Annotated in this window: 25 protein-coding genes; 14 read left to right on the top strand and 11 right to left on the bottom strand. The window is 67.0% G+C overall.

Annotated features, from left to right (window positions below):
• Positions 1–25 precede the first annotated feature (25 nt).
• Both BLU38_RS01805 and BLU38_RS01800 read left to right on the top strand, forming a co-directional pair.
• Complete coding sequence (locus BLU38_RS01805; RefSeq protein WP_091518948.1) at positions 26–1,687, top strand: DUF222 domain-containing protein; 1,662 nt, start codon at positions 26–28, stop codon at positions 1,685–1,687.
• A gap of 871 nt (positions 1,688–2,558) precedes the next feature.
• Entirely contained in the window at positions 2,559–3,299 is a 741-nt protein-coding gene (locus BLU38_RS01800) for a sigma-70 family RNA polymerase sigma factor (protein ID WP_197679949.1), read from the top strand.
• A 123-nt stretch (positions 3,300–3,422) separates the two neighbouring features.
• Here the strand turns inward: BLU38_RS01800 and BLU38_RS01795 are convergent, their stop codons facing one another.
• The 6 genes from BLU38_RS01795 to BLU38_RS01770 all read right to left on the bottom strand — a co-directional run bounded on the left by BLU38_RS01795 (position 3,423) and on the right by BLU38_RS01770 (position 8,351).
• Positions 3,423–4,004 (bottom strand): Dps family protein, encoded by a 582-nt coding sequence (locus BLU38_RS01795; RefSeq protein WP_091518942.1) that lies wholly within the window; start codon positions 4,002–4,004, stop codon positions 3,423–3,425.
• The gene (locus tag BLU38_RS01790; protein WP_091518940.1) at positions 3,997–4,983 is read right to left on the bottom strand and encodes an SDR family NAD(P)-dependent oxidoreductase; all 987 of its coding nucleotides are present in this window, start codon (positions 4,981–4,983) and stop codon (positions 3,997–3,999) included. The genes BLU38_RS01795 and BLU38_RS01790 overlap by 8 nt, the downstream gene beginning before the upstream one ends.
• 24 nt (positions 4,984–5,007) lie before the next feature.
• Positions 5,008–6,000: a TIGR03557 family F420-dependent LLM class oxidoreductase gene (locus BLU38_RS01785; RefSeq protein WP_091518936.1), complete on the bottom strand. Its 993-nt coding sequence runs from the start codon at positions 5,998–6,000 to the stop codon at positions 5,008–5,010.
• A gap of 46 nt (positions 6,001–6,046) precedes the next feature.
• Complete coding sequence (locus tag BLU38_RS01780) at positions 6,047–6,595, bottom strand: isoprenylcysteine carboxyl methyltransferase family protein (RefSeq protein ID WP_091518931.1); 549 nt, start codon at positions 6,593–6,595, stop codon at positions 6,047–6,049.
• The gene (locus tag BLU38_RS01775; RefSeq protein WP_231920134.1) at positions 6,588–7,685 is read right to left on the bottom strand and encodes a type III polyketide synthase; all 1,098 of its coding nucleotides are present in this window, start codon (positions 7,683–7,685) and stop codon (positions 6,588–6,590) included. The genes BLU38_RS01780 and BLU38_RS01775 overlap by 8 nt, the downstream gene beginning before the upstream one ends.
• A gap of 129 nt (positions 7,686–7,814) precedes the next feature.
• Entirely contained in the window at positions 7,815–8,351 is a 537-nt protein-coding gene (locus BLU38_RS01770) for a hypothetical protein (protein WP_157683149.1), read from the bottom strand.
• 141 nt (positions 8,352–8,492) lie between these two features.
• On the opposite strand from BLU38_RS01770, the gene BLU38_RS01765 reads away from it, so the two are divergent.
• Positions 8,493–9,026, top strand: a complete 534-nt coding sequence (locus BLU38_RS01765; RefSeq protein ID WP_091518924.1) for a DUF6328 family protein — start codon at positions 8,493–8,495, stop codon at positions 9,024–9,026.
• A gap of 146 nt (positions 9,027–9,172) precedes the next feature.
• Here BLU38_RS01765 and BLU38_RS01760 read toward each other — a convergent pair whose 3' ends face one another.
• Together BLU38_RS01760 and BLU38_RS01755 are read right to left on the bottom strand one after the other, a co-directional pair.
• Complete coding sequence (locus tag BLU38_RS01760; RefSeq protein WP_091518921.1) at positions 9,173–9,940, bottom strand: GAF and ANTAR domain-containing protein; 768 nt, start codon at positions 9,938–9,940, stop codon at positions 9,173–9,175.
• A 141-nt stretch (positions 9,941–10,081) separates the two neighbouring features.
• Positions 10,082–10,906, bottom strand: coding sequence for an endonuclease/exonuclease/phosphatase family protein (locus BLU38_RS01755; RefSeq protein WP_091518917.1), 825 nt, complete (start codon positions 10,904–10,906; stop codon positions 10,082–10,084).
• Between the two features lie 173 nt (positions 10,907–11,079).
• Here BLU38_RS01755 and BLU38_RS01750 point away from each other — a divergent pair, with 173 nt between their 5' ends.
• From BLU38_RS01750 to BLU38_RS01725, 6 genes are all read left to right on the top strand, one after another.
• Positions 11,080–11,295: a hypothetical protein gene (locus tag BLU38_RS01750; RefSeq protein ID WP_091518913.1), complete on the top strand. Its 216-nt coding sequence runs from the start codon at positions 11,080–11,082 to the stop codon at positions 11,293–11,295.
• A gap of 134 nt (positions 11,296–11,429) precedes the next feature.
• Positions 11,430–12,449 carry an FUSC family protein gene (locus BLU38_RS01745; protein WP_157683148.1) on the top strand — a complete coding sequence of 340 codons (1,020 nt, stop codon included), beginning with the start codon at positions 11,430–11,432 and terminating at the stop codon, positions 12,447–12,449.
• Between the two features lie 100 nt (positions 12,450–12,549).
• On the top strand, positions 12,550–13,731 hold the full coding sequence (locus tag BLU38_RS01740) for an alcohol dehydrogenase catalytic domain-containing protein (RefSeq protein WP_091531648.1): 1,182 nt from the start codon (positions 12,550–12,552) through the stop codon (positions 13,729–13,731).
• 57 nt (positions 13,732–13,788) lie between these two features.
• On the top strand, positions 13,789–14,574 hold the full coding sequence (locus tag BLU38_RS01735) for an aldo/keto reductase (protein WP_091518907.1): 786 nt from the start codon (positions 13,789–13,791) through the stop codon (positions 14,572–14,574).
• Positions 14,575–14,626: 52 nt separating this feature from the next.
• On the top strand, positions 14,627–15,046 hold the full coding sequence (locus tag BLU38_RS30675; protein ID WP_157683147.1) for a hypothetical protein: 420 nt from the start codon (positions 14,627–14,629) through the stop codon (positions 15,044–15,046).
• Positions 15,047–15,174: 128 nt separating this feature from the next.
• Positions 15,175–15,849: a DUF6766 family protein gene (locus tag BLU38_RS01725; protein WP_091531644.1), complete on the top strand. Its 675-nt coding sequence runs from the start codon at positions 15,175–15,177 to the stop codon at positions 15,847–15,849.
• A 3-nt stretch (positions 15,850–15,852) separates the two neighbouring features.
• Here BLU38_RS01725 and BLU38_RS01720 read toward each other — a convergent pair whose 3' ends face one another.
• Positions 15,853–16,365, bottom strand: a complete 513-nt coding sequence (locus BLU38_RS01720) for a MarR family winged helix-turn-helix transcriptional regulator (protein WP_091518904.1) — start codon at positions 16,363–16,365, stop codon at positions 15,853–15,855.
• A gap of 101 nt (positions 16,366–16,466) precedes the next feature.
• Between BLU38_RS01720 and BLU38_RS01715 the strand changes: the two genes are divergently transcribed.
• Genes BLU38_RS01715 through BLU38_RS01705 form a run of 3 tightly spaced genes read left to right on the top strand, consistent with a single transcriptional unit; the run spans position 16,467 to position 19,643 of the window.
• Complete coding sequence (locus BLU38_RS01715; protein ID WP_091518900.1) at positions 16,467–17,708, top strand: FAD-dependent oxidoreductase; 1,242 nt, start codon at positions 16,467–16,469, stop codon at positions 17,706–17,708.
• Positions 17,708–18,076: a DUF3099 domain-containing protein gene (locus BLU38_RS01710; protein WP_091518897.1), complete on the top strand. Its 369-nt coding sequence runs from the start codon at positions 17,708–17,710 to the stop codon at positions 18,074–18,076. Before BLU38_RS01715 ends, BLU38_RS01710 begins: the two co-directional genes overlap by 1 nt.
• Positions 18,069–19,643, top strand: coding sequence for an SDR family oxidoreductase (locus tag BLU38_RS01705; RefSeq protein ID WP_091531640.1), 1,575 nt, complete (start codon positions 18,069–18,071; stop codon positions 19,641–19,643). The genes BLU38_RS01710 and BLU38_RS01705 overlap by 8 nt, the downstream gene beginning before the upstream one ends.
• Here BLU38_RS01705 and BLU38_RS01700 read toward each other — a convergent pair.
• Positions 19,594–20,943, bottom strand: a complete 1,350-nt coding sequence (locus tag BLU38_RS01700) for a cryptochrome/photolyase family protein (protein ID WP_091518894.1) — start codon at positions 20,941–20,943, stop codon at positions 19,594–19,596. The two genes, BLU38_RS01705 and BLU38_RS01700, sit on opposite strands and share 50 nt — an antisense overlap.
• Positions 20,940–22,934, bottom strand: a complete 1,995-nt coding sequence (locus tag BLU38_RS01695; protein WP_091518890.1) for an acyl-CoA dehydrogenase family protein — start codon at positions 22,932–22,934, stop codon at positions 20,940–20,942. Before BLU38_RS01695 ends, BLU38_RS01700 begins: the two co-directional genes overlap by 4 nt.
• A gap of 205 nt (positions 22,935–23,139) precedes the next feature.
• On the opposite strand from BLU38_RS01695, the gene BLU38_RS01690 reads away from it, so the two are divergent.
• A complete protein-coding gene (locus tag BLU38_RS01690; RefSeq protein WP_091518887.1) occupies positions 23,140–23,532 on the top strand; it encodes a YraN family protein in 393 nt (130 codons plus the stop codon).
• Positions 23,529–25,100: a YifB family Mg chelatase-like AAA ATPase gene (locus BLU38_RS01685; protein WP_091518883.1), complete on the top strand. Its 1,572-nt coding sequence runs from the start codon at positions 23,529–23,531 to the stop codon at positions 25,098–25,100. Before BLU38_RS01690 ends, BLU38_RS01685 begins: the two co-directional genes overlap by 4 nt.
• Positions 25,101–25,115: the final 15 nt, after the last annotated feature.

Here is a 25,115-nt window from a genome sequence, read left to right as displayed (position 1 = left end):
AGGCCCTCGCCATAGTGTTGGTCACATGATCGATGGCAGCGGGTTGATGCGCACCGCCCTCACGGGGGTGGGTGTCGATCCGACGTGCCTGACCACCGATCAACTCGCGGACCAGGTGACCGCGTCGGACTGGCTGGTCCGCGTCGGACTCAACTCCCGGCTGATCAGCATCGCCAGTTGGGCCGACCGGTTCGCCGCCGACGGCATCGCACCGCACCAGTTGGCCATTCCCGGTGGTGACCGGCCGATCCGGCCCGGCGGTGACGGCACTCCCGAGGTCACCCGGTTCTGTGTCACCGACCTGGCCGCCCAGCTGCACAAGTCCACCGGCACCGCGGAGCGGATGATCGCCGATGCTCTCGACCTCCGCCACCGGCTGCCGCGTGTCTGGGCGCGGTTGTGTCGCTACGAGATCGATGGACCGGACGGTCAGACCATCGCCCGGCAGACCCGACACCTCACCCTGGAACAAGCCCGGGAGGTCGACCGGTCGATCGCCGACCTGGTCGGCCGGTTCAGCTACGGCCGACTACTGAGCCAACTCGAAGCGATCATCATCGGCGTCGATGCGGTCAACATCGCCAAGCTCGCCGAGCAGGCTGCGGAGGAGGTCGGCGTCTGGATCAATCAGAGCAACGACCATGGGAACAAGGGGATGTTCATCAAGGCCAAGACCCCGGCAGTGATCCGGTTCTACGCTCAGGTGACCCGGATCGCCGACATCCTGGCCCGCCGCGGCCATCCCGGCAGCAAGGACGAGCGGATGGCCGCCGCGGTCGATGTGCTGGCCAACCCGCTGGATGCGGTCCGGATGATCGCCGAAGACACCGAGCCGACCCTGTTCGATCCGGATCCCGACGACGATTCTTTGCTCCCGCGGCCGATGGGCGGCGCTGCGAGCGGGCGGGATGGTGCAGATGACGGTGTTGCCGCCGCGGGCTCTGCCGACAACGATTCTGCCGCCGCGGATTCGGAATCACCTCAGCCGACCATCGGCCAGCATGAAGATCACGATGATCAGCTGCCACCCGACCCAGCCAACGACACCGTTGATCAGGAGGACTCGCCGTCCCGGTTCCCGCGTGTTGATCAGGATCGACGGCTCGCCGAGCTCGCGATCGCTGCGATCGGCCAGATCGACCCGGCGAAGTTCCGGCCCGACGCGACCTTGTGTGTCCACATCGCGCAGGAGACCTTGCAGTCCGGGCTCGGTGTCACTCGGGTCGAAGACATCGGCCCGACGATCTCCACCCTGGTCGCCGACTGGCTCCAAGGCTGCAACCTCACCGTCAAACCCGTCATCGATCTGTCGGTGGACCTGACACCGGTGGATTCGTATGAGATTCCGCGGGCGATGCGGGAACGCCTGTTCCTGAAGTATCCGGGCAGCATGTTCCCCCTCTCCGGCTCGGTCGGCCGGCATCTTGATCTTGACCACAACATCCCGTTCATCGAGGGCCTCCCGGCCCAGACCCGCGAAGACAACCTCGGCCCGAACGGTCGCCGGGAACACAATGTGATCACTCACGGACTGTGGAAGAGGCGACGAGCCGAGCCCGGGACGTTCTTGTTCCGGGCGCCGGACGGCAGAGTGTTTCTGGTCAACGCGACCGGCAGCTACGACCTCGGTCGTGGACAATTCGCCCAACACATTTGGCAATTGGCCGCGCCCACACCGTCCGGCTGAGCCACAGCCCGACGTCACATCCGAATGATCATGATCCCTGGATGAGGCGCAGCTCGTTCTGCTGGCCGGCGACAGCGCGACCGGACGCCTCCCGGGGTTTGATCAACACCTGCGGGTCGCCAAGCATGCCATCGCCGCGATCGGTCGGATCGATCCCGCAAGTTCCGACGTCGCCACCATATCTGTCCACATCGCTTAGGAATCCTGCAATCCGGCCTCGGCGTCACCCGCGTCAAGCGCATCGGGCCGATGATTCCAGGCTGCTGCCGGGTATCCAGGAACATCCGCTCCCGCATCGCCGGCGGAATCTCAAAGGCATCCACGGGCGTCATATCCACGGCAAGATCGATCACCGGTTCGACGGTGATATGGCAATGGGCGAGCCAGTCGGCGACCGGTCCGGCATGGGCACCGCTCCACCACCAGAAACAGCAGCCACCAGATTCACGCTGTGGGTTAATCCCGTCGGACATCCTCCCGAGGTGTGAAGTTCCAGCCCGGAGCAACCGTCGAACGCCCTCGTGGCCGTCGGGCCTCGACGGCCGAGAATGGCCCGTGCAGCGGGGTTGCCAAACGGTGCTGGTCATGGTTTGGTGGAAAGACGTGGTTGAGCAAACAGCCACGTGTCGTTCTCGACCCGTGAGGGGACTTGAGAACCATGAATGCAGCAGCAGTAGCCAACGAACCCACGCACGCAGCCGGTCAGGCTGACTCCTCCCGACAGGGCCCGGGCACCACGAAGCGTGGGAATCGACATGTTCAGCGCAGTGAGAGTGAGAACGCGCGACGAGAACAACGAACCATCGAGCTTCTCACCTCAGCCCGCGATGATCGACTGACCGCGGCGGAGCGACAACGGTGCCGGGATCTGGTGGTCAAGATCAACCTTCCGATCGCCGACTCACTGGCCCGCCGCTACCGGTCGCGTGGGGAGAACCTGGAGGATCTGATCCAGGTGGCGAGACTCGGCCTGGTGAACGCGGTCCTTCGTTACGACCCGGCCAACGGTGCGTTCCTCTCCTTCGCGGTCCCCACCATCTCCGGTGAGATCAAGCGGCACTTCCGCGACCACTGCTGGACGGTGCGTCCGCCGCGTCGGCTGCAGGAGTTGCACAGCGAGGTCGCCAGCGCCATGGTCGATCTCGCACAGGACAAGGGGAGTACGCCCACCGCCGCCGAAGTGGCCGACTGGATCGGGGCCGATCGGGCCGATGTTCTGGAGGCGATCCGGAGCAACGCCTTCCACTCGGCGTCTCTGGACACCAGCGACGGACTGGCCGCAGCTTCCGGAACGCTGGGTGCCACAGACGCCGGTTTCGACGAAGTGGACGATTCGATGGAGCGATCGGATCTGATGCGGCGGGTCGATGACGCCTGCACCCGGCTGTCGAACGACGAACGACGGCTGCTCCGGCTGCGTTTCGCCCAGGGCCGGACCCAGTCCTCGATCGCCGATGAGCTGAACATCAGTCAGATGTCGGTGTCCCGTCGGCTGCAGAAGATCACCAGGCGGCTACGGGCCGACGTCGCCGGTCGAGCCGGTACATCTCCGGTGGCGCGGTCGATGCAGCGTCGGGTCAACGTGGTGCCGCAGCAGCCCGCTCGTGCCTGACGGTAGGGATCCCGAGCACGTCGGAGGATCCTGGGCCCGGTGTCGGGGTGTGGCCACCGCCGGGTGGTCACGTCGGCCGACAGTGGCTCAGGATCCTCGACATGACAGGTGAAGTCGACGCGCTCAGGAGCCGGCGCGTGCCCGATCGGCAGCTTGATCAACAGCCTCCGCCGCCTCGACTTCTTCGGTTGCATCGGCGGTGACCAGACCGCCGGTCGTGTCCTCAAGATGGGCGCGGACGAACCAGTGGAAGAGTTCCAACTTCTGCGCGTGATCGATGAGCACGTCCTGCGTCACCGGGTCGAGCTGCTCCAGATCGGTGATCGCCGTTCTGGTGTCGGCGATGACCCCGCGGTACACGATGTCCAATGCCGCCAGATGCTCCTGGGTGCTCGCTCGGCCGACGCTGTAGTCCTGCCAGGTGCGGGCAGCGACCAGAGCACCCGGCGTTCCCTGCGGCGATCCGCCGAAGGTTGCGATCCGCTCGGCCGTCTCGTCCGCCATGGCACGCACCTCGTCCACGTGCGGGTCGATCATCTCGTGCACGGCGATGAAATGCGGTCCGACCACATTCCAGTGCACGTGCTTGAGGGTCAACTGCAGGTCGCTGTAGCAGTTGAGCCGGCTCTGGAGCAGATCGATCACCTGTCGGGCGTCGCCGACACTCATTCCGGGGACGGTGTACTTCAGATTCTGTTCAGTCATGTTCCTTCCTTACCCTTTCTCCGGTCTGCATCCCGGACGCGTGAGCCCCCAGCTGATTGAGGCGTTCGATCGCCCGACGACCGAGCACGGTGGCCCGGTCGTAGAGCGATGAGTCGATGGCATCGGCGGCGAGATAGCCGGGGGCGTGGTCGTCGCCGGGCCCCGGAAGCAATCGGCTCGCCGCTCCGAGCAGGGCCACCGTGGCTCGCGGGCTGATCCGGTACGCCATCGCGCCGGCCCTGGCCAACGGTGTGAAAATGATCTTGGAACGCCCGGTCAGCACGGCACGGACGATGATCGCGGCCGCCCGGTCCGCCGCGATCGAGACGATCGGTAACGAGGAGAGCAACGCGAACCACCGATACTCCTGCTCCGGCCGACCGTCGTACGCGGCATGCCAGTGGCCGCCGGTTCTCATCAGTCCAGGGACGATCGTGGTCACCGAGATCGGTTCGCCGCGCAGTTCCTCGGTGAGTCCCTGCGCGAACCCGATGGCTCCGTACTTGGCCGCGGTGTATGGGACGAGATGGGGAGTCGGGACGACGGCAGCGATCGACGTCACGATCCCGATCCGACCGGCTCCGCGCTGTCGCATTCGTGGTAGGACGGCATGGACCAGATTGATCGGACCGCGCAGCATGGTGTCGATCGGTTCGTCGTAGTCTTCGGCCCGGTCGGGGAGCGGACCGACCTTCAGAACGCCGGCGACGCAGATCAGCGTCTCGACCGCCCCGTGCTCGGACTCGATCTCGGCCACCAGATCGCGAGCACCGGCCGCATCCCTGACGTCGTGCACCCGGGTGATCACGGACCCGCCGTCGGCGGCCAGCTGGTCGCGGGCACGCCGGAGATCATCGGCAGTCCTGGCGGTGATCACCACACGCTGACCCGCTCGGTCGAGTTCGCGGGCGATCGCCAGACCGAGACCTCGCGATCCGCCTGCCACCAGAGCGATCGGTCGCCGATCCTGATCCTCCATCGTCGCTGCTCCTCTTTGCTCGGTTCAGGAAACTCGACGGTTCGTCCGCCGACGCAGTCGATCCAGCAGCGGCCCGGCGGCTTGATCAAGGAAATCCTGCTGACCAGCATCGCCGACCTGGACCAACCCGATGTCGGTGAAGCCGGCGTCGATCGCCGGTTCGCAGGCAGCAGCGAGCTGATCAAGATCGGGTCCGCACGGGATCGCTGCGGCGACGTCCTCTGGGCGTACGGTGTCGGTAGCGGCGGCGAAAGCGTGCGCGGTGGGAAGTTCGGCGTTCACCGACCAGCTGCCGATCGACCAACGGAACTGATCATGCACTGTCTCGATCGCTGACTGTTGGTCCGCCGCCCAACAGATCGGGAGTTGGATGAACGATCGGCTGGCCCGATCACTGTCCGGCCTGTTGGCGTGCCACTGTCGCAGGATGTCGGGGTCCGGCTCGGTGGTGATCAGATGGTCGGCAAGCGGGGCAAACCGTTCGATCGACCGACGTCCGGAGACCGCCACGCCGATCGGCACCGATTCCGCAGGACAGTCCCACAGCTTTGCTTGAGCCACGGAGAAGTGCGACTTCCGAGTGGTCACGGTCTTTCCACCGAACAGCTCCCGGATGATCTCCATGGCTTCGAGCAGCATCTGCTGACGCACATCGACGGTCGGCCACCCCTCGCCGATGACGTGCTCGTTGAGGTTCTCACCGGAACCGAGGCCGAGGATGAACCGGCCGCCACTGAGGAGCTGTATCGTCGCAGCCTTCTGGGCGACGACGACCGGGTGATAACGACGGGTCGGGCAGGTGACGAAGGTGATCAACTCGATCGCCTCGGTCGCCTGGGCAGCGGCCCCGAGCACTGTCCACGCATACGGTGCATGTCCCTGTGAGGCCAGCCACGGGCTGTGGTGATCGCTGCACAGGGCGAAGTCGAAGCCGACCCGTTCCGCCGACCGGGCGTAGTCGACGAGTGCGACCGGCCCACTCTGTTCGGTCATCAGCGTGTATCCGAAACGTGCCATGGCGTCCTGGTACCCCAGCGGTCGGCGTCCTAACCCGGGGCGCGGCTCAATCCGAACGCGCCGCCGACGCCGTCCCGGCCATGGCCAGGGCGCGCTGCTCGGCCCTGATCCGTACCCAGAGAAAGCCGAGATTCGTCAGTGTGAAAGCGATCGCGGTGATCCGGGCCGCCCCGGTCAGCGGAAGTGCGATGCCTTCGACGACGACGGCGACATAGTTCGGGTGTCGCAGCCATCGATACGGTCCGCGTCGCACCAGGCCGAGGCCCGGCACCACGATGATCCGGGTGTTCCACTGTCGGCCCAGCGTGCCGATACACCACCATCGCAGGGCCTGCGCCGCCAGCACCAGGATGAACATCACCAGAGCAAACGGGAGCAGAACCGGCGGCCGACGGAGCCAGACCTCGACCGGTCCGCCGACCAGCAGGCCGACCTGCAACGCCACGACGACGGGGTAGTGCCGACTCCCGGATTCCACGCCACCGCGGGCAAGGGACCAGCGTCGATTGCGACCGGCCACGACCAGTTCGGCGATCCGCTCAGCACCGATCAGCAGAGTCAGGAGGGTGAACCACACCGCGGAAGCGCTAGCCACGCAACAGCACCAGTTCGAGGGAGAAACCGGGACCCAGCGCGAGCATCAGCCCGTACGCACCCGGCTGGGGTGGCCGGGTACGCAGCGTGTCATCCAACACGTGCAGCACCGATGCCGAGGACAAGTTGCCGATCTCGGCCAGCGAGTCCCAGGTGAGCTGCAGCTCACCGTCCCGCAGGTCGAGCGTGTCCTGAACGGCCTCGAGGACCTTCGGGCCGCCGGGGTGGCAGACCCACCAGTCGATGTCGGCCCGGGACAGGTCCTGATCGGCCAGAAAGACGTCGATGTCCTTGGCCAGCTCGGAATGCACCAACTCGGGGATCTCCGCGCCCAACACGATCTGCAGACCCGTCGGGCCGACATCCCAGCCCATCACTCGCAACGATTCCGGATAGAGCCGACTGCGGGTGGCCACCACCTCGGGGGACCGCGACGGCCGATCGGCGGACATCACGCGATCCCGGCCGGCGAGCACGACGGCGGCCGCTCCGTCGCCGAAGAGTCCGCTGGCGATCAGATTGGCGGTGGACCGGTCGTCACGTTGCAGGGTCAGGGTGCACAGTTCGACCGTCACCAGGACGACGATCTGGTCGGGATGGCCGGCGAGATAGTCGGCGGCGCGGGCGATCCCGGCTGCACCGGCCGCACAGCCCAACCCGACGATCGGCACTCGTTTCACGTCCGGACGCAGACCGAGCCCCGGCGCGATCCGGGCGTCGATCGACGGCACGGCCAAGCCGGTGGTCGATGCTGTGATGATCATGTCCACCTCGTCCGGCGGAACCGACGCCACCTCGAGAACCTCACCGACGGCCGCCTGGCCGAGGTCGCAGGCGGTCGTGATGAACGCGTCGTTGGCATCGCCGAAGTCGCCCAGTTCGGCGTATTGTTCGACCGGCAGCGCCAGGTGTCGAAAGTGCACGCCGGCATGGCCGTGCACCCGTTCCAACAATCGGCGCCGCGGTCCGTCGAGACCGGCGAACTCGGCGAACGCTTCGGTCAGCCGGGCCTGCGGGTATCGATGATCGGGAAGTGCACCACAGACTCCCAGAATGCCGGGGCCGATGTGATGGCTGGTGGTGGGCTGCACGTTTGCTCCTGGAGCCGGATGGCACGCCGTGGTGACGTTGTGTGCCGAATCATTACCCGATGCCGTCCGGGTGACCCGCTGCCTCCATCGGCAGGCTCGCCAGCCAACGTCGTCAGGTCTGCCGGGTCGTCAGGTCGGCAGGCCCGTCGGTCGGCTCTCCCGCTGCACCGAGCCCAACGCTGCGCGGGCAGGTGCGGCGACCAACCGGATCGTCGTGACGTCGGTGCCGACGAATTGCCGGACCTGTTTGCCGTAGACGGTGAACAGTGCCGACTGTCCGAGGTCGCCGGCTGGCACGATGACAGACAGTAGGCTGCGAAAGCCGAGATGCGCGGCGAGCGGGGCCCAGCGGGGCCAGCGACGTTCGGTGAGGAGATCGCGGGAGTCCGTCGTCCCGGAGCAGGTCGCCGAGGTCAGGTCGATCCCAGGACCTTCGCGCAGTTGATCCTGCATCGCGTCGGTGGTGATCACCAACCGGTCGCTCTCGCCGACGGTGAGCAGTCGGCCGTCGGGGGCGAGCACGCTGAAACCGGCGGCGTCGGCACCGACGGCGCGCCGAGTGAAGGAGGCGATGCGGGCGAGGGTTGGCTGCGGGTCGTCCGACGAACTGTTGCGCAGCACAGCGCGAAGTTGATCAACGAACTCTTCGTGACTGACAGTGGACACGATATGTTCCTTGCTGGACAGCCGCCGTTGGCCATCCGCTGGTGCTATAGCCGTCCCGCTTTGTTGGAGGACGGTTCAACAGTAGTCCTGTTCCAGCGTTGGCGGAAGGCGCAGCGGTCGACGAACGAGGGGAGTGGACCGGTGACCCCATCCGATCCAGGCGGCTCCGATTCCGGCCGCCACGAAACCGATTCCGGCCGCCACGAAACCGATACCGAACGTTACGACCGTAACTGGCGTGACATCCAGCAGGAACTCCGGATCACCCAGACCGGCACCCAGCTCCTTGCCGGCTTCTTGATGACGTTGCCGTTCCAACAGCGGTTCAGCATGCTCACCGACAACGAAGAAGCGATCTATCTCGCACTGGTGCTGCTGGCAGCCGGAATCTCGATCCTGGCGCTGGCTCCGGTCAGTGCACACCGGGTGCTGTTCCGCCAACATCGGATGTCGGAGGTGGTCAGGATCGGCAACCTGATCTTGATCATCTGCATGATCGCCAGTGCCGTACTGTTCGCCGGAACGGTCCTGATGATCTTCGACGTCGTGCTCGGTGAGTCGGTGGGGCTGCCGGTGGCCGCCGGGCTCTTCATCGGCACCGCCGTGCTCTGGCTGGCCGTCCCACTGCGGATCCGCAGCGGGCGCTCCGGAACGAGGCGACGCAAGCATGAATAGTCCGGCCGTTGGCGGGTACCACCCCGATCATGAACAGAGGAATCATCGGGACCATCATCGGCGTACTCGTGATCATCGTTTTGGTGATCGTCATTCTGCAGCTGATCTGAGCCGGCCGTTCCGGGTCCGCCGCTGGTGGGCCCGGATCAGCTTTCCCGCGGCTGGTCGACCGCGAGGTCGAACGAGCGCGCGACCGCATCAGCGACGTCCAGATCGTCGCGAATCCCCTTGTTTCTTACAAGATTCTCCGCGAGCACCCGCAGTTTGATGTTGTAATCGCGTGAGTAGCGGCGAAGCAGTTCGAAAGACTGATCGAGGTTGAGACCGAACCGTTGGACGAGGATGCCCTGTGCGACCCCGATCATCTGCCGGGATTCCAGGGCCGTTTCAAGACCTTCCCGGGTGCGCGCATCGGCGAGCGCTCGGCTGGCGTGCCGGGCGTAGATGCTGGCGATCGCCACGTCGGTGTGGTCGAAGACATGTGCTTCGACGGAATAGAGATTGAGCGCCGCGACCGCCTGCTCGTTCGGGCCACTGAGTCGCACGCTGAGAATCGATCCGATGCCCAATTCGGCAGCGCGCGGTGTCCAGCGCGGCCAACGCGACTCGGTCCGGAGGGAGTCGATCAGGTACGTGTCGGCCTGCCAGATGGCGTCCACGCACGGGCCCTCGGCCAGTTCGTACTGCAGGGCATCGGCTCGCGAGGAGATCGGGGACGTGCTGGCCGGGGTGGTGATCCTGCCGTCGCGGTCTCGCAGGGAGATCCCGCAATAGTCGCAGGCGTCGATCGTCTCGACCGCCAGACCGGCGATTCGTTCCAGGGTCGGTTGCTCGCGCGGTTCCTGATGGAGCTGCTCGGCGAGTCGCGCGAACTCGGTGGCATATTTCAACTCCGGGTTGTCCTCTCCCAGCATCGGACACCCCTCTCAGATTCCGTCGTGGCTTCCACCGGGTCCAGGGTAGCCGGATCGAACCCCGACCAGACCGGCTTGCGGGATCTTTGGACACCGCTGCGCTCAACCGGACCGACTGCGCCGTCCGACCGATCAATTGACTCAGTCGCCGTGCTCGCGACGGTCGGGGCGGAGGTCGACCAGGACTCCGAAGTGGTCACTGACGATGTCGGAGCCGTGGTCGAAGATCCGCATGCAGCCGTCGACAAGCATCGTCGGACCGTGCTCGCCGCACCGGACGAAGACGTGATCGATGGTCCGGAACGGCCAGTCCACCGCGGTGGTCTGTAGCGGATTGGCGGGGCTGTAGGTCTCGGCAGGTGGCCGGTCGCTGTGCCGGGCTTCCCACACACTGCGGTAGCAGACACTGACGTCGTCGATCACGTGCCGGCCGGTCCAGAATCGGATGCTGTCAGCTGCCGGGTCGGCGTCGAGGTCGCCGCCGACGACCACATGGCCGGGCGCCTGGGTGACAAGTCGTTCGAGTTCCCGGCCGACCGCTGCCGCCTGCAATCGACGCTCGCGTTCATGATCAAGTTGATAGTCGGGGAAGTGATGGGCAACCCAGACCCGGCCGATCGGTTCCGGAGCCAGGATCTCGGTGATCAGGCAACCGCAGGCGAAATCGTCGGTCCGTTCGGTCAGATGGAGATCGACCTCGACGATCCGCCCCAGTGGCCACCGGCTGGCCGTGCTGATCCCTTGTCCGGCGGGGACACCGGCGCGACCGCGCTCCCGGTCGCTCTGCTGGGCGATCTGAAAGCCGTCCCCGAGGATCTCGCGGGCCTGGTCGACCTGCTCGGTCAGCACCGTCTCCTGGAGCAGCACGATGTCAGCGGCCAGCGCGCTGAAACCCGCCCTCATCCTCGGCAGCCGACGCTGCCAGTCGCCGCGCATTCCCCAGGTGTTCAGGCTGGCGATCCGCATCGGTCCACCCCTCGTTCGTTCGCGCCATCTCTCGCTGCGGTGGCCGGTACCCCGCCGTCGGTGCGTCACACCGATCGTCGTCGCGAGCCCGTGCTGCGACGTCCGACGGCGTAACTCCCGTCGGACGGGGTACAGAACGGTCAGCGCACGTATCGACGAGAGGAAACCTGAAGATGATCAAGAAGATGCACGACCTCGGTGTCCGCAGCGACTACGCCTACATCGCCGGCATCGCCTCGGTCGGGCTGACCTACATCAGCTACCTGACCAGCCGAGCGCGGAAGGGCAGCGACAAGGCACAGGCCGACCGGTGGGGGATCTTCGTCGCAACCTGGGCGCCGACGATGTTCGCATTGGGGACGGCGCTGCGGTTGGAGGAGGGCAAATGATCGGTCCACGGCACAACCGCCGGTAGACCGATCCGTCCAGACCGATGGGATCGGTGATCCACTCGCTCAGCGGCGGCCAGCCGGCGTGGCTTCGGACCGCGCGGCGTCGCTGGCGGATGCACCCTCGAGTCGGGATGGCGATCCGTACGGCGATCGCCGGCGGCCTGGCCTGGTGGGTCGCGCAGCTGCTGCCCGGCAGTGAACCCGGGCGGTACGCCTACTTCGCTCCGATGGGCGCAGTGGTGGTCACCTCGACCAGCGTCGCGGCCACCTTTCGTGAACTACTGCGTTCGGTGGCCGCGCTGGCGATCGGTGCCGGCCTCGGCTCCTTGGCGCTGCTGGTGACCAGGCCGGATGCCTTCAGCGTTGCCGCCATCATCGTGATCAGTGTGCTGATCGCCGGCTGGTCGCGGCTCGGATCGATGCGCGGCTGGGTGCCGACCGTTGCTGTCCTGACCTTGGTCCTCGGCGTCGGCAAGCCGCTGACCTATGCGTCGGCCTATACCGGCCTGACCGGGCTCGGTGCCGGCATCGCCGCCACCGTCGTCGTGCTGCTGCCCCAGTTGGTGATCGAGCCGATGGTGGCCGCGACCCGACGCCTGTTGTCGTTGATCATCAACAATCTGCAACAGATCCAGGACGACCTGGAACGAACGGGGTCCATCGGCTCGGCCGACGGGTCCGAGCTGGAAACCGCCTTGGCGCAGCTCGGCGACCGGCTCCGGGACACCGAGGACTCCGGCAGAGCCAATCTGCGCCGCCGCCGCAGCCGCGTCGATGACCGACTGCAGCGGGCGCGGGCGGTCCGCGCGTTGGCCGAGCGCCTGCAGTACTTCCGGCAGCGGTTGGCCGAACATCAGTCCGACGACCGCGGCGACCGTACCGGCCGCGACGCCAGCAGCGCCGCCGGCGGCGAACTGGCCCGACTGATCAGCGGGACCATCGCACTGGTCCTGCGCGCGCTGCGTGATCAGGACGGTGAGGTCGACCTCGAAGCCGAGCTGGACGAGCAGATGAGTGCGCTGGACGAGGCGGTACAGCAGGAGCCGTACGGCGCGCCGGGGCTGCACACCGCCAGTTCAACGGTCTACGAACTCCGCCGGCTCGGCCTGGCGGCCCGCGCGGTGCTGGACGCGGGTGCGCCGTGGGATTGATCGTTGTCAGGGCGGAAGGCTTGTTCGCGTGAATGACGACGCCCGGGCCGGGTATCGGACGACCGAAGTGTGCCGGGAAGTCGACAGGAAGGCTCGCACGATGAGAGCAGTGACGTGGCAGGGCAAACGGGACGTCAGCATCGACACCGTTGCCGACCCGACGATCAGCGAACCGACCGACGCGATCATCGAGGTCACCTCGACCGCGATCTGCGGCTCCGATCTCCACCTCTACGAGGTCCTGGGACCGTACATGACACCGGGTGACGTCCTCGGCCACGAACCGATGGGCGTGGTCCGTGAGGTCGGCAGTGCGGTCGATACGATTCGTCCGGGTGACCGTGTCGTGATCCCGTTCACCATCTCCTGTGGTTGGTGTTGGATGTGCCGACAAGGCCTGCAGTCCCAATGTGAGACGACCCAGGTCACCGACCACGGAACCGGCGCGGCACTGCTCGGCTACTCCGCGCTCTACGGTGCGGTTCCGGGCGGGCAGGCCGAATACCTCCGGGTGCCGCACGCTGACTACGGCGCGATGAAGGTGCCGCAGGACGGACCGGACGAGACCTACCTGTTCCTGTCCGACATCCTGCCGACGGCCTGGCAGGGCGTCGAGTATGCGCAGCTGCCCGACGGCGGCACCCTGGTGGTGAACGGACTCGGACCCGTCGGTCAGCTGGCGTCCCGGATCGGCGTCCATCGCGGCCACCGGGTGATCGCGATCGAGCCCGAAGAGGTCCGCCGGACGATGGCAGAACGGCACGGAGTCGAGACCCTCGACCTGACCGACGACGTGAACGACCGGATCCGGGAGAGCACCGACGGTCGCGGCCCGGACGCCGTGCTGGACGCCGTCGGCATGGAAGCGCACGGCTCGCGGGCCGCCAGGACGCTGCAGAACCTCGCCGGACTGCTTCCCGACCGGCTCGGGCAGACCATGACCGAGAAGGCCGGTGTGGACGCCCTCGGCTCACTGCACGCGGCGATCGATCTGGTCCGTCGCGGCGGGACCGTATCGATCTCCGGCGTGTACGGCGGCGCCGTCGATCCGATGCCGATGATGCAACTGTTCGACAAGCAGATCACGCTCCGGATGGGACAGGCCAACGTCCGGCGTTGGACCGACACGTTGCTGCCGTTGCTGACCGATCCGGGCGACCCGCTCGGCGTGCTGGACCTGACGACCCACACCGCACCGCTGGATCGGGCACCCGAGCTGTACAAGACCTTCCAGGACAAGACCGACGGGTGTATCAAGGTCGTGCTGAAACCTCGGCAATGATCATGATCGCCGACCGCCCCTGGCGCAACCGACCCGTACGGCGTAAGAAGGAGTCCCATGACAGCCGACTATTCGCGTCCCACCACCCAACTGGCCTCCGGGCAGTCGATGCCGCTGCTCGGCTTCGGCACCTGGCAGATCCCCGACGACGAGGCGCCGGCGGCGACCACCGCGGCCCTGGAAGCCGGCTACCGGCACATCGACACCGCAACCGGCTACGCCAATGAGGCGGGGATCGGCAAGGCGCTCGCCTCGGCCGGTCTGCCCCGGGACTCGGTGTTCGTCACCACCAAGATGCCGCCCGATCACGTCGGACGTGAGCGGCAGACCCTGGAGGAGTCGCTGACCAAGCTCGGTCTTGATCATGTCGACCTCTGGCTGGTGCACTGGCCGCCGAACAAGCAGGCCACACCGCAGGCCTGGGAACAGTTCATCGCAGCCCAGCAGGACGGACTGACCCGAGCGATCGGCGTCAGCAACTACTCGCTGGACCAGATCGACGAGTTGATCAAGGCCACCGACGTCGCTCCAGCGGTCAACCAGATCAGGTGGAGCCCACCGATCTACGACGCAGCGATCGCCGCCGGACTGGCCGATCGCAAGGTCGTGCTGGAGGGCTACAGCCCGTTCCGGGCAGCCGATCTCGATGATCCGACGTTGCTGGCGATCGCCGACGAACACGGCGTGAACAGTGCCCAGGTGATCATCGGCTGGCACGTCAAGCACGGCTTCGTGGTGATCCCGAAGTCGACCAGGCCGGAGCGGATCATCAGCAACGCGGCCGGCGCCACCGTCGATCTGACGGCCGACGAGGTGGCCGCAATCGACGCACTCGGGAGCTAGCCAGTACCGCACGGCGCGCGGCCGGCGCCGCGTGCCGCCGGGAGGAGTGGAGATGTCCGCGCTGTCGAGTATCCACGCGAGGACCTGCCCGACCGTCGCGGGCGCGCTGCTCGTTGGTCTGATCGCGCTGTCCGGATGCTCGGCCGCGGCGGCACCGCAGGTCCGGTCGGCCGCGGGCGGCTTCCAGGCCGCGGTTCGGGCAGGCGATCTCGACCGTGCCTGCACGATGCTGTCCGAGGATGCCCGTTCCGCCGTGGAATTGACCAGCTCGCGGCCGTGCCGACAGGCCCTGGCGGACCTGGACCTGCCCTCGTCCCGGCCGGCCGAGATCGAGGTCTGGGGTGACAACGCCCAGGCCCGTTGGGCCGGAGGAGCGCTGTTCCTGGCCGAGTTCGGTTCCGGTTGGAAGATCACCGGAGCGGGATGTCGGCCGAGGCCGAACCAGCCCTACGCCTGCGCGGTGCGGAGTTGAGATGCGGATCGTCTTCGCGCTGACTCTGGTCTTCATCGCGTCCGGACTCGTCTTCATGATCATCATCGGGCTGCTGCAACGATGATCACGATCAGCCGACGATGCCGGCACGACGCAGGGACGCCGACATGACCCGGTTCCTGCGGGAGAACGGTCTCAGCCTGTTCTTCGGGACGATTCTGGTCATGGCCCTGGCCGGGCAGGCCGTCGCCGGGCTGGCCGAGTTCAACGACCAGCAGCTGGTAGCGGGCCTGCAGCCGCTGACGATGAGGGACTATCTGCTGAGCTCCGACTTCGCCGTGGACGTCGCGGAGAACTGGCAGTCGGAGTTCCTGCAGTTCCTGCTCTACATCTACGCCACCGTCTGGCTGCTGCAACGCGGGTCCAGCGAGTCCAAGGAGCTGGACCGACGCGGCCACGAGTCGGATCAAGATCAACTCGTCGGACCCCATGCCACCGACCGGTCACCGGCCTGGGCCCGTGCCGGTGGGTGGCGACTGGCGATCTATTCGCGGTCGTTGTCGATCATGATGGGCAGCATCTTCCTGCTGTCCTGGCTGGCGCAGTCGATCGCCGGGCGTGCCTCCTACAACGCCCAGCAGTTGAGCCAGTACTCCGATCCGGTCAGCTGGCTCGGCTACGTCAGCTCCGCCGACTTCTGGAGCCGGACGTTGCAGAACTGGCAGTCGGAGTTCCTCGCGGTAGCGGCGATGGCGGTGTTCGCGATCTATCTGCGGCAGCGCGGTTCACCGGAGTCCAAGCCGGTCGGCGCACCGCACGACAGCACCGGTCTGGAGGGCTGATGATCACCGGTCGGTATCGGAGTCCGGTGCCGTCGCTCCGCCCCGGTCGGCGGCCCCTGCGTCATCGGAGTACTCCTGAAGGATCTCGGTGGCGCGCTCCAGGAAGGACAGCACCACGGCGGCGTCCCTCGGCGACAATGTCGTGGCAAGGTCGCGGAAACCGTCGTTGACATCGCGCAGGGTGTCGCGGACCTCGCTGCGTGCGGCATCGGTCGCGGAGATGTTGGTCCGCCGACGGTGGCCGAGCGCTGCATCGCGGCTGGCCGGGCCCCGTTCGAGGTGTCCGACGGCGACCATCCGGTCGATCAGTGCGCTGGCCGACGCGGTGCGGATCCCCAACTGATCAGCAAGATCGACCGGACTGATCCGATTCCCCGAGGCTGTCACCAGGTCCATAGCCTGCACGTCGGTGATCCGCAGCCCTAACCGGCGGGCTGCCGCCGACTGCATCCGACGGCCCGATTGCAACAGGCGTCGCACGGCCATGCTGATGTCGTCGGAATCGCCTGCGGCCACCGTCCGATCCTAACGTCCATGGCATCGCCGTGATCGGCGGCTAGTATCGGGAGCATGACTAGAAAATCTAGCTCAAATGGCGTGATGGGGTGCGGGGCGCGATGACGACCAGGGTGGCGGTCGTCGGCGGCGGGCCGGGTGGGGTGATGCTGGCCTACCTGCTGGCGCGCGCGAGGATTTCGGTGACGCTGCTGGAGACGCACCGGGACTTCGACCGGGACTTCCGCGGTGACTCGCTGCACCCGTACACGTTGGAGCTACTGGACAGCCTCGGCCTGGCCGAGGATCTGCTGCGGCTGGATCATGTCGCCGCCCGGTACTTCCGATTCCACACCCCGACCGGAACGGTGACGACCGCCGACTACGGGAAGGTCCGATCGCCGTTTCCCTATGTCGCGTTGATGCCCCAGGCGCGCTTCCTGGCCTTCCTGGCTGAGCGGGCGAGCCGGTTCGACGACTTCGAACTCCGTACCGACGCCAAGGTGGTGGACCTGCTGACGGCCAGGTCCGAAGATCATCAAGCGACCGAACGGTGGCCGGCCGACCGGCGCGTGCGTGGGGTGCGCTATCGATCCGCCGACGGTGAGCACGACCTCGCGGCCGACCTGGTGATCGCCGCCGACGGGCGCTTTTCCCGGCTGCGCCGGATCGCCGACCTGCCGGTCCGCTCACTGGGCGCGACCACCGATCTGCTCTGGTTCCGGCTGCCGCGGCAGCCCGATGATCCGCCGGAGGCCGACACCGACCTCTACTTCGGCAGCGGCAACTATGTCGGTCTGTTGGGCGCGCCGACGAGTTGGCAGGTCGGCTACAGCCTGCCGAAGGGTGGCTATCGCGCGTTGCGTGCCGACGGTGTGCAGCCGATCAAGGACTTCCTGCATCGACATGTCGGCTGGCTGGGAGATCGGATCGAACTGCTCGAGAACTTCAACCAGACCACGCTGCTGTCGGTCGACATCTCCCGCGTGGACCGGTGGCACCGGCCCGGGTTGCTGTTGATCGGCGACGCCGCGCACGTCATCTCACCGGTCGGCGGCAACGGCATCCTGATGGCGATCCAGGATGCCGTCGCCGCGGCGAACCGGCTGATCCCCGCGATGCGCACCGGGCAGCTCGACTCGGCGGACCTGGTTGCCATCCAGGCCGCCCGAGAGCCCGCCATCCGGCAGGTGCAGGCCCAGCAGGTCCGGGTCGAACGCCGTGCAGCGACAGCTCGTCAGGCCGGCAGACCGTTGATCCCCACCCGGCCCTTGAAGGTGATCACGGCGATCCCCGGGATGCGTGCCAGGGCAGCGACGGCCAATGCGTACGGTCCCTACCCGCCCCGGTTGGAGGTCGGCTGATGAACACAACGCATCGGATCGGGTCATCCACCGAACGCCCGGTGATCACCGACGCGGCAACCGCCGCCAGCAGTGAGCTCAGGTCCCGGCAGATCCGCTACAACATCACGATGGCCTTCCGGACGGCCTGCTTCGTCGGCATGTTCTTCACGCCGAACCCGTTCCGCTGGGTGCTCTTCGGCGCAGCGGTGGTGCTGCCCTACATCGCGATGATCACCGGCAGTCAGGCGGACCGCCGGACCCGGCGGTACTGCGCCGGCGGTTCGGCTGTTGATCGTGGCGTCGAGGAGCCGATGTCGTCGGACATCCGCCGGATCGGTGCCGGACCTGATCAACTGGATCGATACCGAGGTGGTGGCCATGAATGATCGTGACGACGCGCCGTTGGTTCTGGTCACCGGGGCCAGCGGGTATGTCGGCGGTCGGCTGATCCCCGAGCTGCTGTCGGCCGGATATCGTGTCCGAGCGCTGGCGCGGCACCCCGAGACGTTGGCCGATCGGCCCTGGCGTCCGTCGATCGAGGTGGTCGGTGGCGACGCCCGGCGGGCCGACCAGATGCGGTCGGCGCTGGACGGTGTGCAGATCGCCTACTACCTGATCCATGCGATGGGATCCGGTGCGCACTACGACGCCCGGGACCGACACTTGGCCCGGACCTTCGCCGAGGCCGCCCGTGGCGCCGGCGTCGGCCGGATCGTCTATCTCGGCGGCATGCATCCTCGGGACGAAGTCCTGTCGCCACATCTGGAATCCCGGCGCGAAGTCGGTGAGATCTTCCTCTCCTCCGGAGTGCCGAGCATCGTCCTGCAGGCCGCGGTGATCATCGGCTCCGGCAGTGCCTCGTTCGAGATGCTGCGGTATCTGACCGAGCGGCTGCCGGTGATGATCGCTCCGACCTGGCTGCGGACCCGGATCCAACCGATCGCCATCCGGGACGTGCTGTACTACCTGGTCGCGGTCGCCGGCCTGGCCGATGATCACAACCGGACCTTCGACATCGGCGGGCCCGACGTGCTCACCTACCAGCAGATGATCCAGCGGTATGCCCGAGCCGTCGGACTGCCGTCGCGGCTGATCGGAACCGTTCCCTGGTTGACGCCCTGGCTGGCCAGCCATTGGGTCGGACTGGTCACGCCGGTTCCGGCGACGATCGCCAAACCGCTGGTGTTGTCGCTGACCCACGAGGTCACCCGTAAGGAAGATGATCTTGATCGGCTGCTGCCCGGCCCGCCCCGGCAGCTGATCGGCTTCGACCGAGCGGTCGAGCTGGCCCTACAGAAGATCCAGGACTACGACGTCAGCACCACCTGGTCCTCGGCCAACTACGTCGGTGCACCAAGCGACCCGCTGCCCGACGACCCGGACTGGGCCGGCGGTGACCTCTACGTCGACGACCGCCGGACCGAGGTCGATGCCAGCCCCGCGGATCTCTGGTCGGTGATCGAAGAGATCGGCGGTCGGGCGGGCTGGCATTCCTGGCGGTTGGGCTGGCTCGCTCGCGGTCTGATGGATCGGCTGGTCGGCGGTCCGGGGCTGCGTCGCGGCCGGCGCCATCCGACCAAGCTGGAGACCGGTGATCCGTTGGACTGGTGGCGGGTGGAGCAGATCATCCCGGGCGAGCTGCTCCGACTTCGCGCCGAGATGAAGCTACCCGGGTTGGCCTGGCTCGAGTTGATCATCGAGACCGACGATGCGGGGCGCACCTTCTTCCGGCAGCGCGCCCTCTATCACCCGTACGGTCTGCTGGGTCACCTCTACTGGCTTGCCGTGACGCCGTTCCACGGCGTCGTCTTCGGTGGCATGCAGCGCAACATCGCCCGGTCCACCCCGGCCGGCGGCGCCGATCACCGACACTCGGTCGGTGGCGCGGGAAAGCCTGATCCGGCTAACCGCGGCCGTGCGCAAAGCGGTCGCGACCGACCGTCAGGTCGATGATCGGCTCCGGATAGCGTAGTGTCCGGCGATCGGCAGCCGGCAGCAGCCACGGCTGATGGGCCATCGTCGGATCATCGATCGCGGCCAACTCCGGCAACCAACGGCGTACGTAGTCGGCGTCGGCATCGAAACGCTTGGCCTGGCGCAACGGGTTCAGCACCCGGTTGGGCCGGGTGTCGTTGCCGGTGCCGGCCACCCACTGCCAGTTCAGGTTGTTGTTGGCCAGATCGCCGTCGACCAACTGGTCCAGGAAATGCTGTGCCCCGAGTCGCCAGTCCAGATACAGCGTCTTGGTCAGGAAGCTGGCAACGATCATCCGGGCACGGTTGTGCATCCATCCGGATTTCGTCAGCTGCCGCATGCCCGCATCGACCAATGGATAGCCGGTCAGTCCGGCCTGCCAGGCCCGGAAGGCGGCATCGTCGTCGATCCAGTGATCACCCCGCGGGCGATAATCCTGCCAAGCTGCCTGCGGCCGGGCAGCCAGCACCTGGTGATGGAAGTCTCGCCAGGCGAGCTGCCGAACGAACGCCTCGGGGCCCGGCCCGGCGTGCCGCTGAGCCCGCGTGACGAGTTCGAGTGGGGAGACGAAGCCGAAATGCAGGGACGGCGACAGCTTCGAGGTGGCGTCGCCGGCAAGATCATCGTGTCGGTCGTGGTAATCGTCGAGACCGTCGGTGAACCAGTCCTCGACCCGCTGCCGGGCGGCGGTTTCGCCACCGGTCCAGCCGCGAGCCTGCTGACCGGACGGCACACGGCCGGACGGGAGGCCGTCCGGGAGGCGGATGGCCCGGGGTGGTGGCAGCGGATCCCGGCGGGGCTGCTGGAGCCAGCGCCGCAGATAGGGCGTGAACACCGCGAAGTGGTCAGATCCCGACGGTGTGATCGAGCCGGCGGGCTGCACCGTGGTCACCGCTTCGTGGACCACCAGGCCACGCCGGTGGCCGGCCAGTGCGGCTGCCAGTCGCTGCTCCCGGTGCTGCGCGTGGCTGGACACGTCGGCCGCGATGTGGACGGCTTCGGCGTCCACCCGTTCGGCCAGTCGGACGATCTCGGTGATCGGGTCGCCACGTCGTACGACCAGTGCGCCGCCGATGCCGCGCAGCGAGTGATCAAGGTCGGCCAGGCCGGCGTTCAGCAGGTGTTGCCGAGACGGGTTGCTGAACCGGCCCCCGGTGATGGCCGGATCCTGGACGAACAGCGGCACGACACGCTCGGCGGTGGCTGCCTGCGCCAGCATCGGATTGTCCGCGACCCGCAGGTCGCGGGTGAAGACGGCGAGCTGCACCCTGGGATTCATGAAGCTAGATTATCTAGTCCTTCGGCCAGGGCTGTCGGCGGGACGGCAAAGGCGTCGACCAACGGGACCGCAACGGCGCGGAGCCTGCCGAGCAGGGCGTCGATCTCGCGGGTGATCGCCTTGGCTCGCGGCGCCGACAGCCGGCCGTGCTCCATCCACCAACCGCGGTCGGTCTCGATCGTCGACAGGGCGAACAGATCGCACAGCAATGCCATCGTGATCTTGTTGTCGCCGTCCGGCATCGCTGCGACGGTGTCGGCGAACGCCTCCAGCAACAGGCGTTCGCCGTGTGCCCAGGCCGCGTTGATCGCATGCGACTGGCAGCGATTGAACACGTCCTCCGGACTCATTCCGTCGTCGACGCCACGCTTGAGCCGCCGGGCCACGCCGGCGATCCGATGTTCCTCCCGCCACCGGAACATGGCCAGCTGATAGTTCCGATCGCGAATGCCCGCCTGGCGGTCCCATTCCCGATCGCTACCCGGAAGCACATCCTTGATCTGTTCCACCAGCGAATGCACGGCGGTGCGTTCGATCACCGTCTCGACGGCCTGGCCGGCGACGAAGCGCACCAGACCGAGTTGATCAAGGTCGTTGAAGCCGCTGGAGTAGTTGGTCAGCAGCCCCTTGGCGACCAGTTGCAGCAGCACGTGGTTGTCGCCTTCGAAGGTGGTGAACACGTCGGTGTCGGCGCGCAGCGCGGCGAACCGGTTCTCCGCCAGGTAGCCGGCGCCGCCGCACGCCTCCCGACAGGCCTGGATGATGTCCACCGCGGACCAGGTGCTCAGGGCTTTGGTGGCTGCGGCGCGGGATTCCAGCGCGCGGCGTCGATGATCATCGGCGCTGTCGGGACGGGTGAAGACGTCGTGGTACTCCGCGACCAGTGCCTGCTGGGCACAGTGCAGGGCATAGGTCCGCGCAAGCCGGGGGAGCAGCCGGCGCTGATGCATGCCGTAGTCGAGGAGTTTGGTCTCCGCTGTCGTACCTCGTGGGGCGAACTGGCGACGGCGATCGGCGTATCGGATCGCGATCGCCAACGCGATCTTGGCCGAACTGACGCCGGCGCCGGCGACGCTGACCCGGCCCTGGACCAGGGTTCCGAGCATGGTGAAGAAGCGGCGATCGGGATTGTCGATCGGGGAGGAGTAGCTGCCGGCTTCGGAGACCTTGCCATAGCGGTCCAGCAGAGCGGCGCGGGGAACGGAGACGGAGTCGAACCAGATCCGACCGTTGTCCACGCCGTTCAAACCGATCTTGTGGCCGTCGTCCTCGACCCGGATGCCCGACAGGACTCGTCCGTGTTCGTCGCGGAGCGGCACCAGGAACGCGTGCACACCCTGGGCTGTCCCGTCGACCTCGAGCTGGGCGAAGACCACCGCCAGCCGGGCATCCACGGCAGCGCCACCGATGAACTCCTTGTGTGCGGAGTCGGTCGGCGTGTTGATCACGAACTGCCCGCTGTCGGCGTCGTAGCGGGCAGTCGTCCGAAGGCTCTGCACATCGGAACCGTGTCCACGCTCTGTCATCGCGAAGCAGCCGAGCAGCCGACCGGAGACCACGTCGGCGAGAAAACGATCATGGTGCGCCGTGCTGCCGAGTTGCAGGATCGCGCCGCCGAACAGTCCGAACTGGACACCGGTCTTGACCAGCACCGACAGATCGCCGAAGGCCAATGTCTCGAAGGCCGCGATCGAGGCGCCGAGGTCACCACCACCGCCGTACGCCGTCGGCAGGCCGAACACGGAGTCGCCTGCTGCAGCAAGATCGAGAACGGCCTGCCGGACACGTCGGCGATAGTCGTCCGGATCAAGCCGGCACTGCGGTTCGAGCAACTCGGCATGATCCGGAAGGTGCGCTCGGATCTGATCACGTACGGCTGCATACGGCCCGTCCAGCAGGTGGGCGAGCTCGGCCACATCGATGGGGGCCGGCGCCACTGCGGCAGGATCGATGGGGTTCGGATCGATCTCGAGGCTTTGCTCTGCGTCCATCACCCCACTGTGACAACCCGGACCAACACCGCACCAGTGGTCGGCTGTCTGCGGATGGGCGGGCTGCGGGCGCCGATGAGTGCTCGGACGGTTGCTGCCGCGTTCGGTGCAGGGCAGTTGTCCACAGGCCGAAACCGCTCTCGAAGCGTTGTCCACAGCTGAACCAGGTGCGCGATCCGTTCTTAGGGTGTCGATGGAGGTGGCTATGCCAACCACGAGATCGAGGACCGAGGGTCGCGACAGCCTGGGACGACGCGGTGAGGACGTTGCCGCGGACTACCTGACAACACTGGGTTATCGGATCGTCGCGCGCAACTGGCGTTGTCGGGCGGGGGAGATCGACCTGATCGCCCGGATCGAGCACGAGGGCCGCAGCAAGATCATCTTCTGCGAGGTGAAGACCCGTGCCGGCCTGGGCTACGGCAGCCCGCTGGAGGCGATCACCTACGCCAAACGGCAGCGGTTGCGCCAACTCGCCGGGGTGTGGCTGTCCAGCACCGGCGAGCACGCCGACGACCTGCGGATGGACGCGATCGGCGTCCTGCTGCTACCCGGGCAGCAGCCGCAGGTCCGGCATGTTCCGGGGATCGACCGATGACGTTGGCGAGCTCCTGGTCGGTGGCGCTGGTCGGCCTGGAGGGCAAGATTGTCGAGATCGAAGCTGATCTTGGTGCAGGGTTGCCGCGGACGGTGTTGGTGGGATTACCGGACACGGCGTTGTACGAGTCGCGGGACCGGTGCAAGGCGGCGATCAGCAACTCCGGCAGGCGATGGCCGGACAAGTTGGTCACGATCAATCTCAGTCCGGCGAGTCTGCCGAAGGCGGGTGCTCACTACGATCTGGGCATCGTGTCGGCGGTGCTGGCAGCCGACGAGGCTTTCAAGGCCAAGGAGCTTGTCGACACGGTGTTCCTCGGCGAGCTGGGCCTCGACGGACGGGTGCGTCCGGTCCGCGGATTGTTGCCGGCGCTGTTGGCCGCGTCCCAGCACGGGTTTCGGCGGGCGGTGGTGCCGCACCAGCAGTCGGGAGAGGCAAGCCTGGTCGACGGGCTGGAGATCTTCGGCGTCGCCAGCCTGGCGCAGCTGATCGCGTTGCTCCGGGGAGAACCGTTGCCCGAGCCGCCACCGCCCGATCCCGGTGACGGGGCGAGCCCCGCCGATCCTCGGCCGGTGGTCGATCGCCGACAGCTCGACATGTTGGATGTGGCGGGGCAACTGGATGCCAAGTGGGCGTTGGAGGTTGCCGCCGCGGGCAGACATCACGTCTTCTTCAACGGGCCGCCGGGGGTGGGCAAGACGATGCTCGCCGAGCGGCTGCCCGGTCTACTTCCCGATCTTGCTCTGCCGGAGGCGTTGGAGGTCTCCGCCATCCATTCGTTGGCCGGTATCGCCTTGGAGGATGGGCTGATCACTCGGCCGCCGTTCTCCGCGCCGCACCACTCGGCCTCGGTGCCGAGCATGGTCGGCGGCGGTCATCGGGTGGCCAAACCCGGCGCCATCTCCCGGGCCCACCGCGGCGTGCTCTTTCTGGACGAGGCTCCGGAGTTCAGCAGCCGGGTGCTGGAGGCGTTGCGGACCCCGTTGGAGTCGGGTCGGGTGACCATCGGCCGCAGCGAGTCCGAGGCACATTACCCGGCCCGGTTCCAGTTGGTGCTTGCCGCCAATCCGTGTCCGTGCGGCCAATCCGGGATGCCCGGCGGCCGCTGCGAATGCACACCGATGGCGATCCGTCGCTATCGGGAGCGGCTGTCCGGTCCGATCAGAGATCGCATCGACCTGCTGCAGACGCTGCTGCCGATGAAGAAGTCGTTCCTGAAGGCCGCACTGGCTCGCGGTGAACCGACCTCGGTGGTGGCCGACCGGGTCCGGCAGGCCCGCGACCGCCAGCAGTATCGGCTGACCGGCACCAGTTGGCGGACCAACGGCGACATCGCCGGGTCCTATCTGCGGCGGCACCTGCCACTGCCGGACGGCATCGAGATGTTGGACCGGGCGGTTGCGACCGGGGCGCTGAGCCCGCGTGGTGTCGACAAGACACTCCGGATCTCGTGGACGCTCGCCGACCTGGCCGGTGTCGATCGACCGGGTCGTCAGGAACTGCAGATCGCGTTGGCGATGCGGCGCGGCGAATCGAGCTCGGCGGCGACCCAGATGCGGGTGGTCTGATGATCAGGATCGGGG

Source organism: Microlunatus soli, assembly GCF_900105385.1.
In the GTDB taxonomy this organism is placed as follows: Bacteria; Actinomycetota; Actinomycetes; order Propionibacteriales; family Propionibacteriaceae; genus Microlunatus; species Microlunatus soli.
This window is presented reverse-complemented; position numbering and strand designations above follow the sequence as displayed.

Coding starts and splice junctions, on each gene's coding strand:
- BLU38_RS01805 (WP_091518948.1), top strand. CDS start 26: ATGATCGATGGCAGCGGGTTGATGCGCACCGCCCTCACGGGGGTGGGT.
- BLU38_RS01795 (WP_091518942.1), bottom strand. CDS start 4,004: ATGACTGAACAGAATCTGAAGTACACCGTCCCCGGAATGAGTGTCGGC.
- BLU38_RS01790 (WP_091518940.1), bottom strand. CDS start 4,983: ATGGAGGATCAGGATCGGCGACCGATCGCTCTGGTGGCAGGCGGATCG.
- BLU38_RS01785 (WP_091518936.1), bottom strand. CDS start 6,000: ATGGCACGTTTCGGATACACGCTGATGACCGAACAGAGTGGGCCGGTC.
- BLU38_RS01760 (WP_091518921.1), bottom strand. CDS start 9,940: ATGCTGGGAGAGGACAACCCGGAGTTGAAATATGCCACCGAGTTCGCG.
- BLU38_RS01755 (WP_091518917.1), bottom strand. CDS start 10,906: ATGCGGATCGCCAGCCTGAACACCTGGGGAATGCGCGGCGACTGGCAG.
- BLU38_RS01750 (WP_091518913.1), top strand. CDS start 11,080: ATGATCAAGAAGATGCACGACCTCGGTGTCCGCAGCGACTACGCCTAC.
- BLU38_RS01745 (WP_157683148.1), top strand. CDS start 11,430: ATGGCGATCCGTACGGCGATCGCCGGCGGCCTGGCCTGGTGGGTCGCG.
- BLU38_RS01740 (WP_091531648.1), top strand. CDS start 12,550: ATGAGAGCAGTGACGTGGCAGGGCAAACGGGACGTCAGCATCGACACC.
- BLU38_RS01735 (WP_091518907.1), top strand. CDS start 13,789: ATGACAGCCGACTATTCGCGTCCCACCACCCAACTGGCCTCCGGGCAG.
- BLU38_RS30675 (WP_157683147.1), top strand. CDS start 14,627: ATGTCCGCGCTGTCGAGTATCCACGCGAGGACCTGCCCGACCGTCGCG.
- BLU38_RS01725 (WP_091531644.1), top strand. CDS start 15,175: ATGACCCGGTTCCTGCGGGAGAACGGTCTCAGCCTGTTCTTCGGGACG.
- BLU38_RS01715 (WP_091518900.1), top strand. CDS start 16,467: ATGACGACCAGGGTGGCGGTCGTCGGCGGCGGGCCGGGTGGGGTGATG.
- BLU38_RS01710 (WP_091518897.1), top strand. CDS start 17,708: ATGAACACAACGCATCGGATCGGGTCATCCACCGAACGCCCGGTGATC.
- BLU38_RS01705 (WP_091531640.1), top strand. CDS start 18,069: ATGAATGATCGTGACGACGCGCCGTTGGTTCTGGTCACCGGGGCCAGC.
- BLU38_RS01700 (WP_091518894.1), bottom strand. CDS start 20,943: ATGAATCCCAGGGTGCAGCTCGCCGTCTTCACCCGCGACCTGCGGGTC.
- BLU38_RS01695 (WP_091518890.1), bottom strand. CDS start 22,934: ATGGACGCAGAGCAAAGCCTCGAGATCGATCCGAACCCCATCGATCCT.
- BLU38_RS01690 (WP_091518887.1), top strand. CDS start 23,140: ATGCCAACCACGAGATCGAGGACCGAGGGTCGCGACAGCCTGGGACGA.
- BLU38_RS01685 (WP_091518883.1), top strand. CDS start 23,529: ATGACGTTGGCGAGCTCCTGGTCGGTGGCGCTGGTCGGCCTGGAGGGC.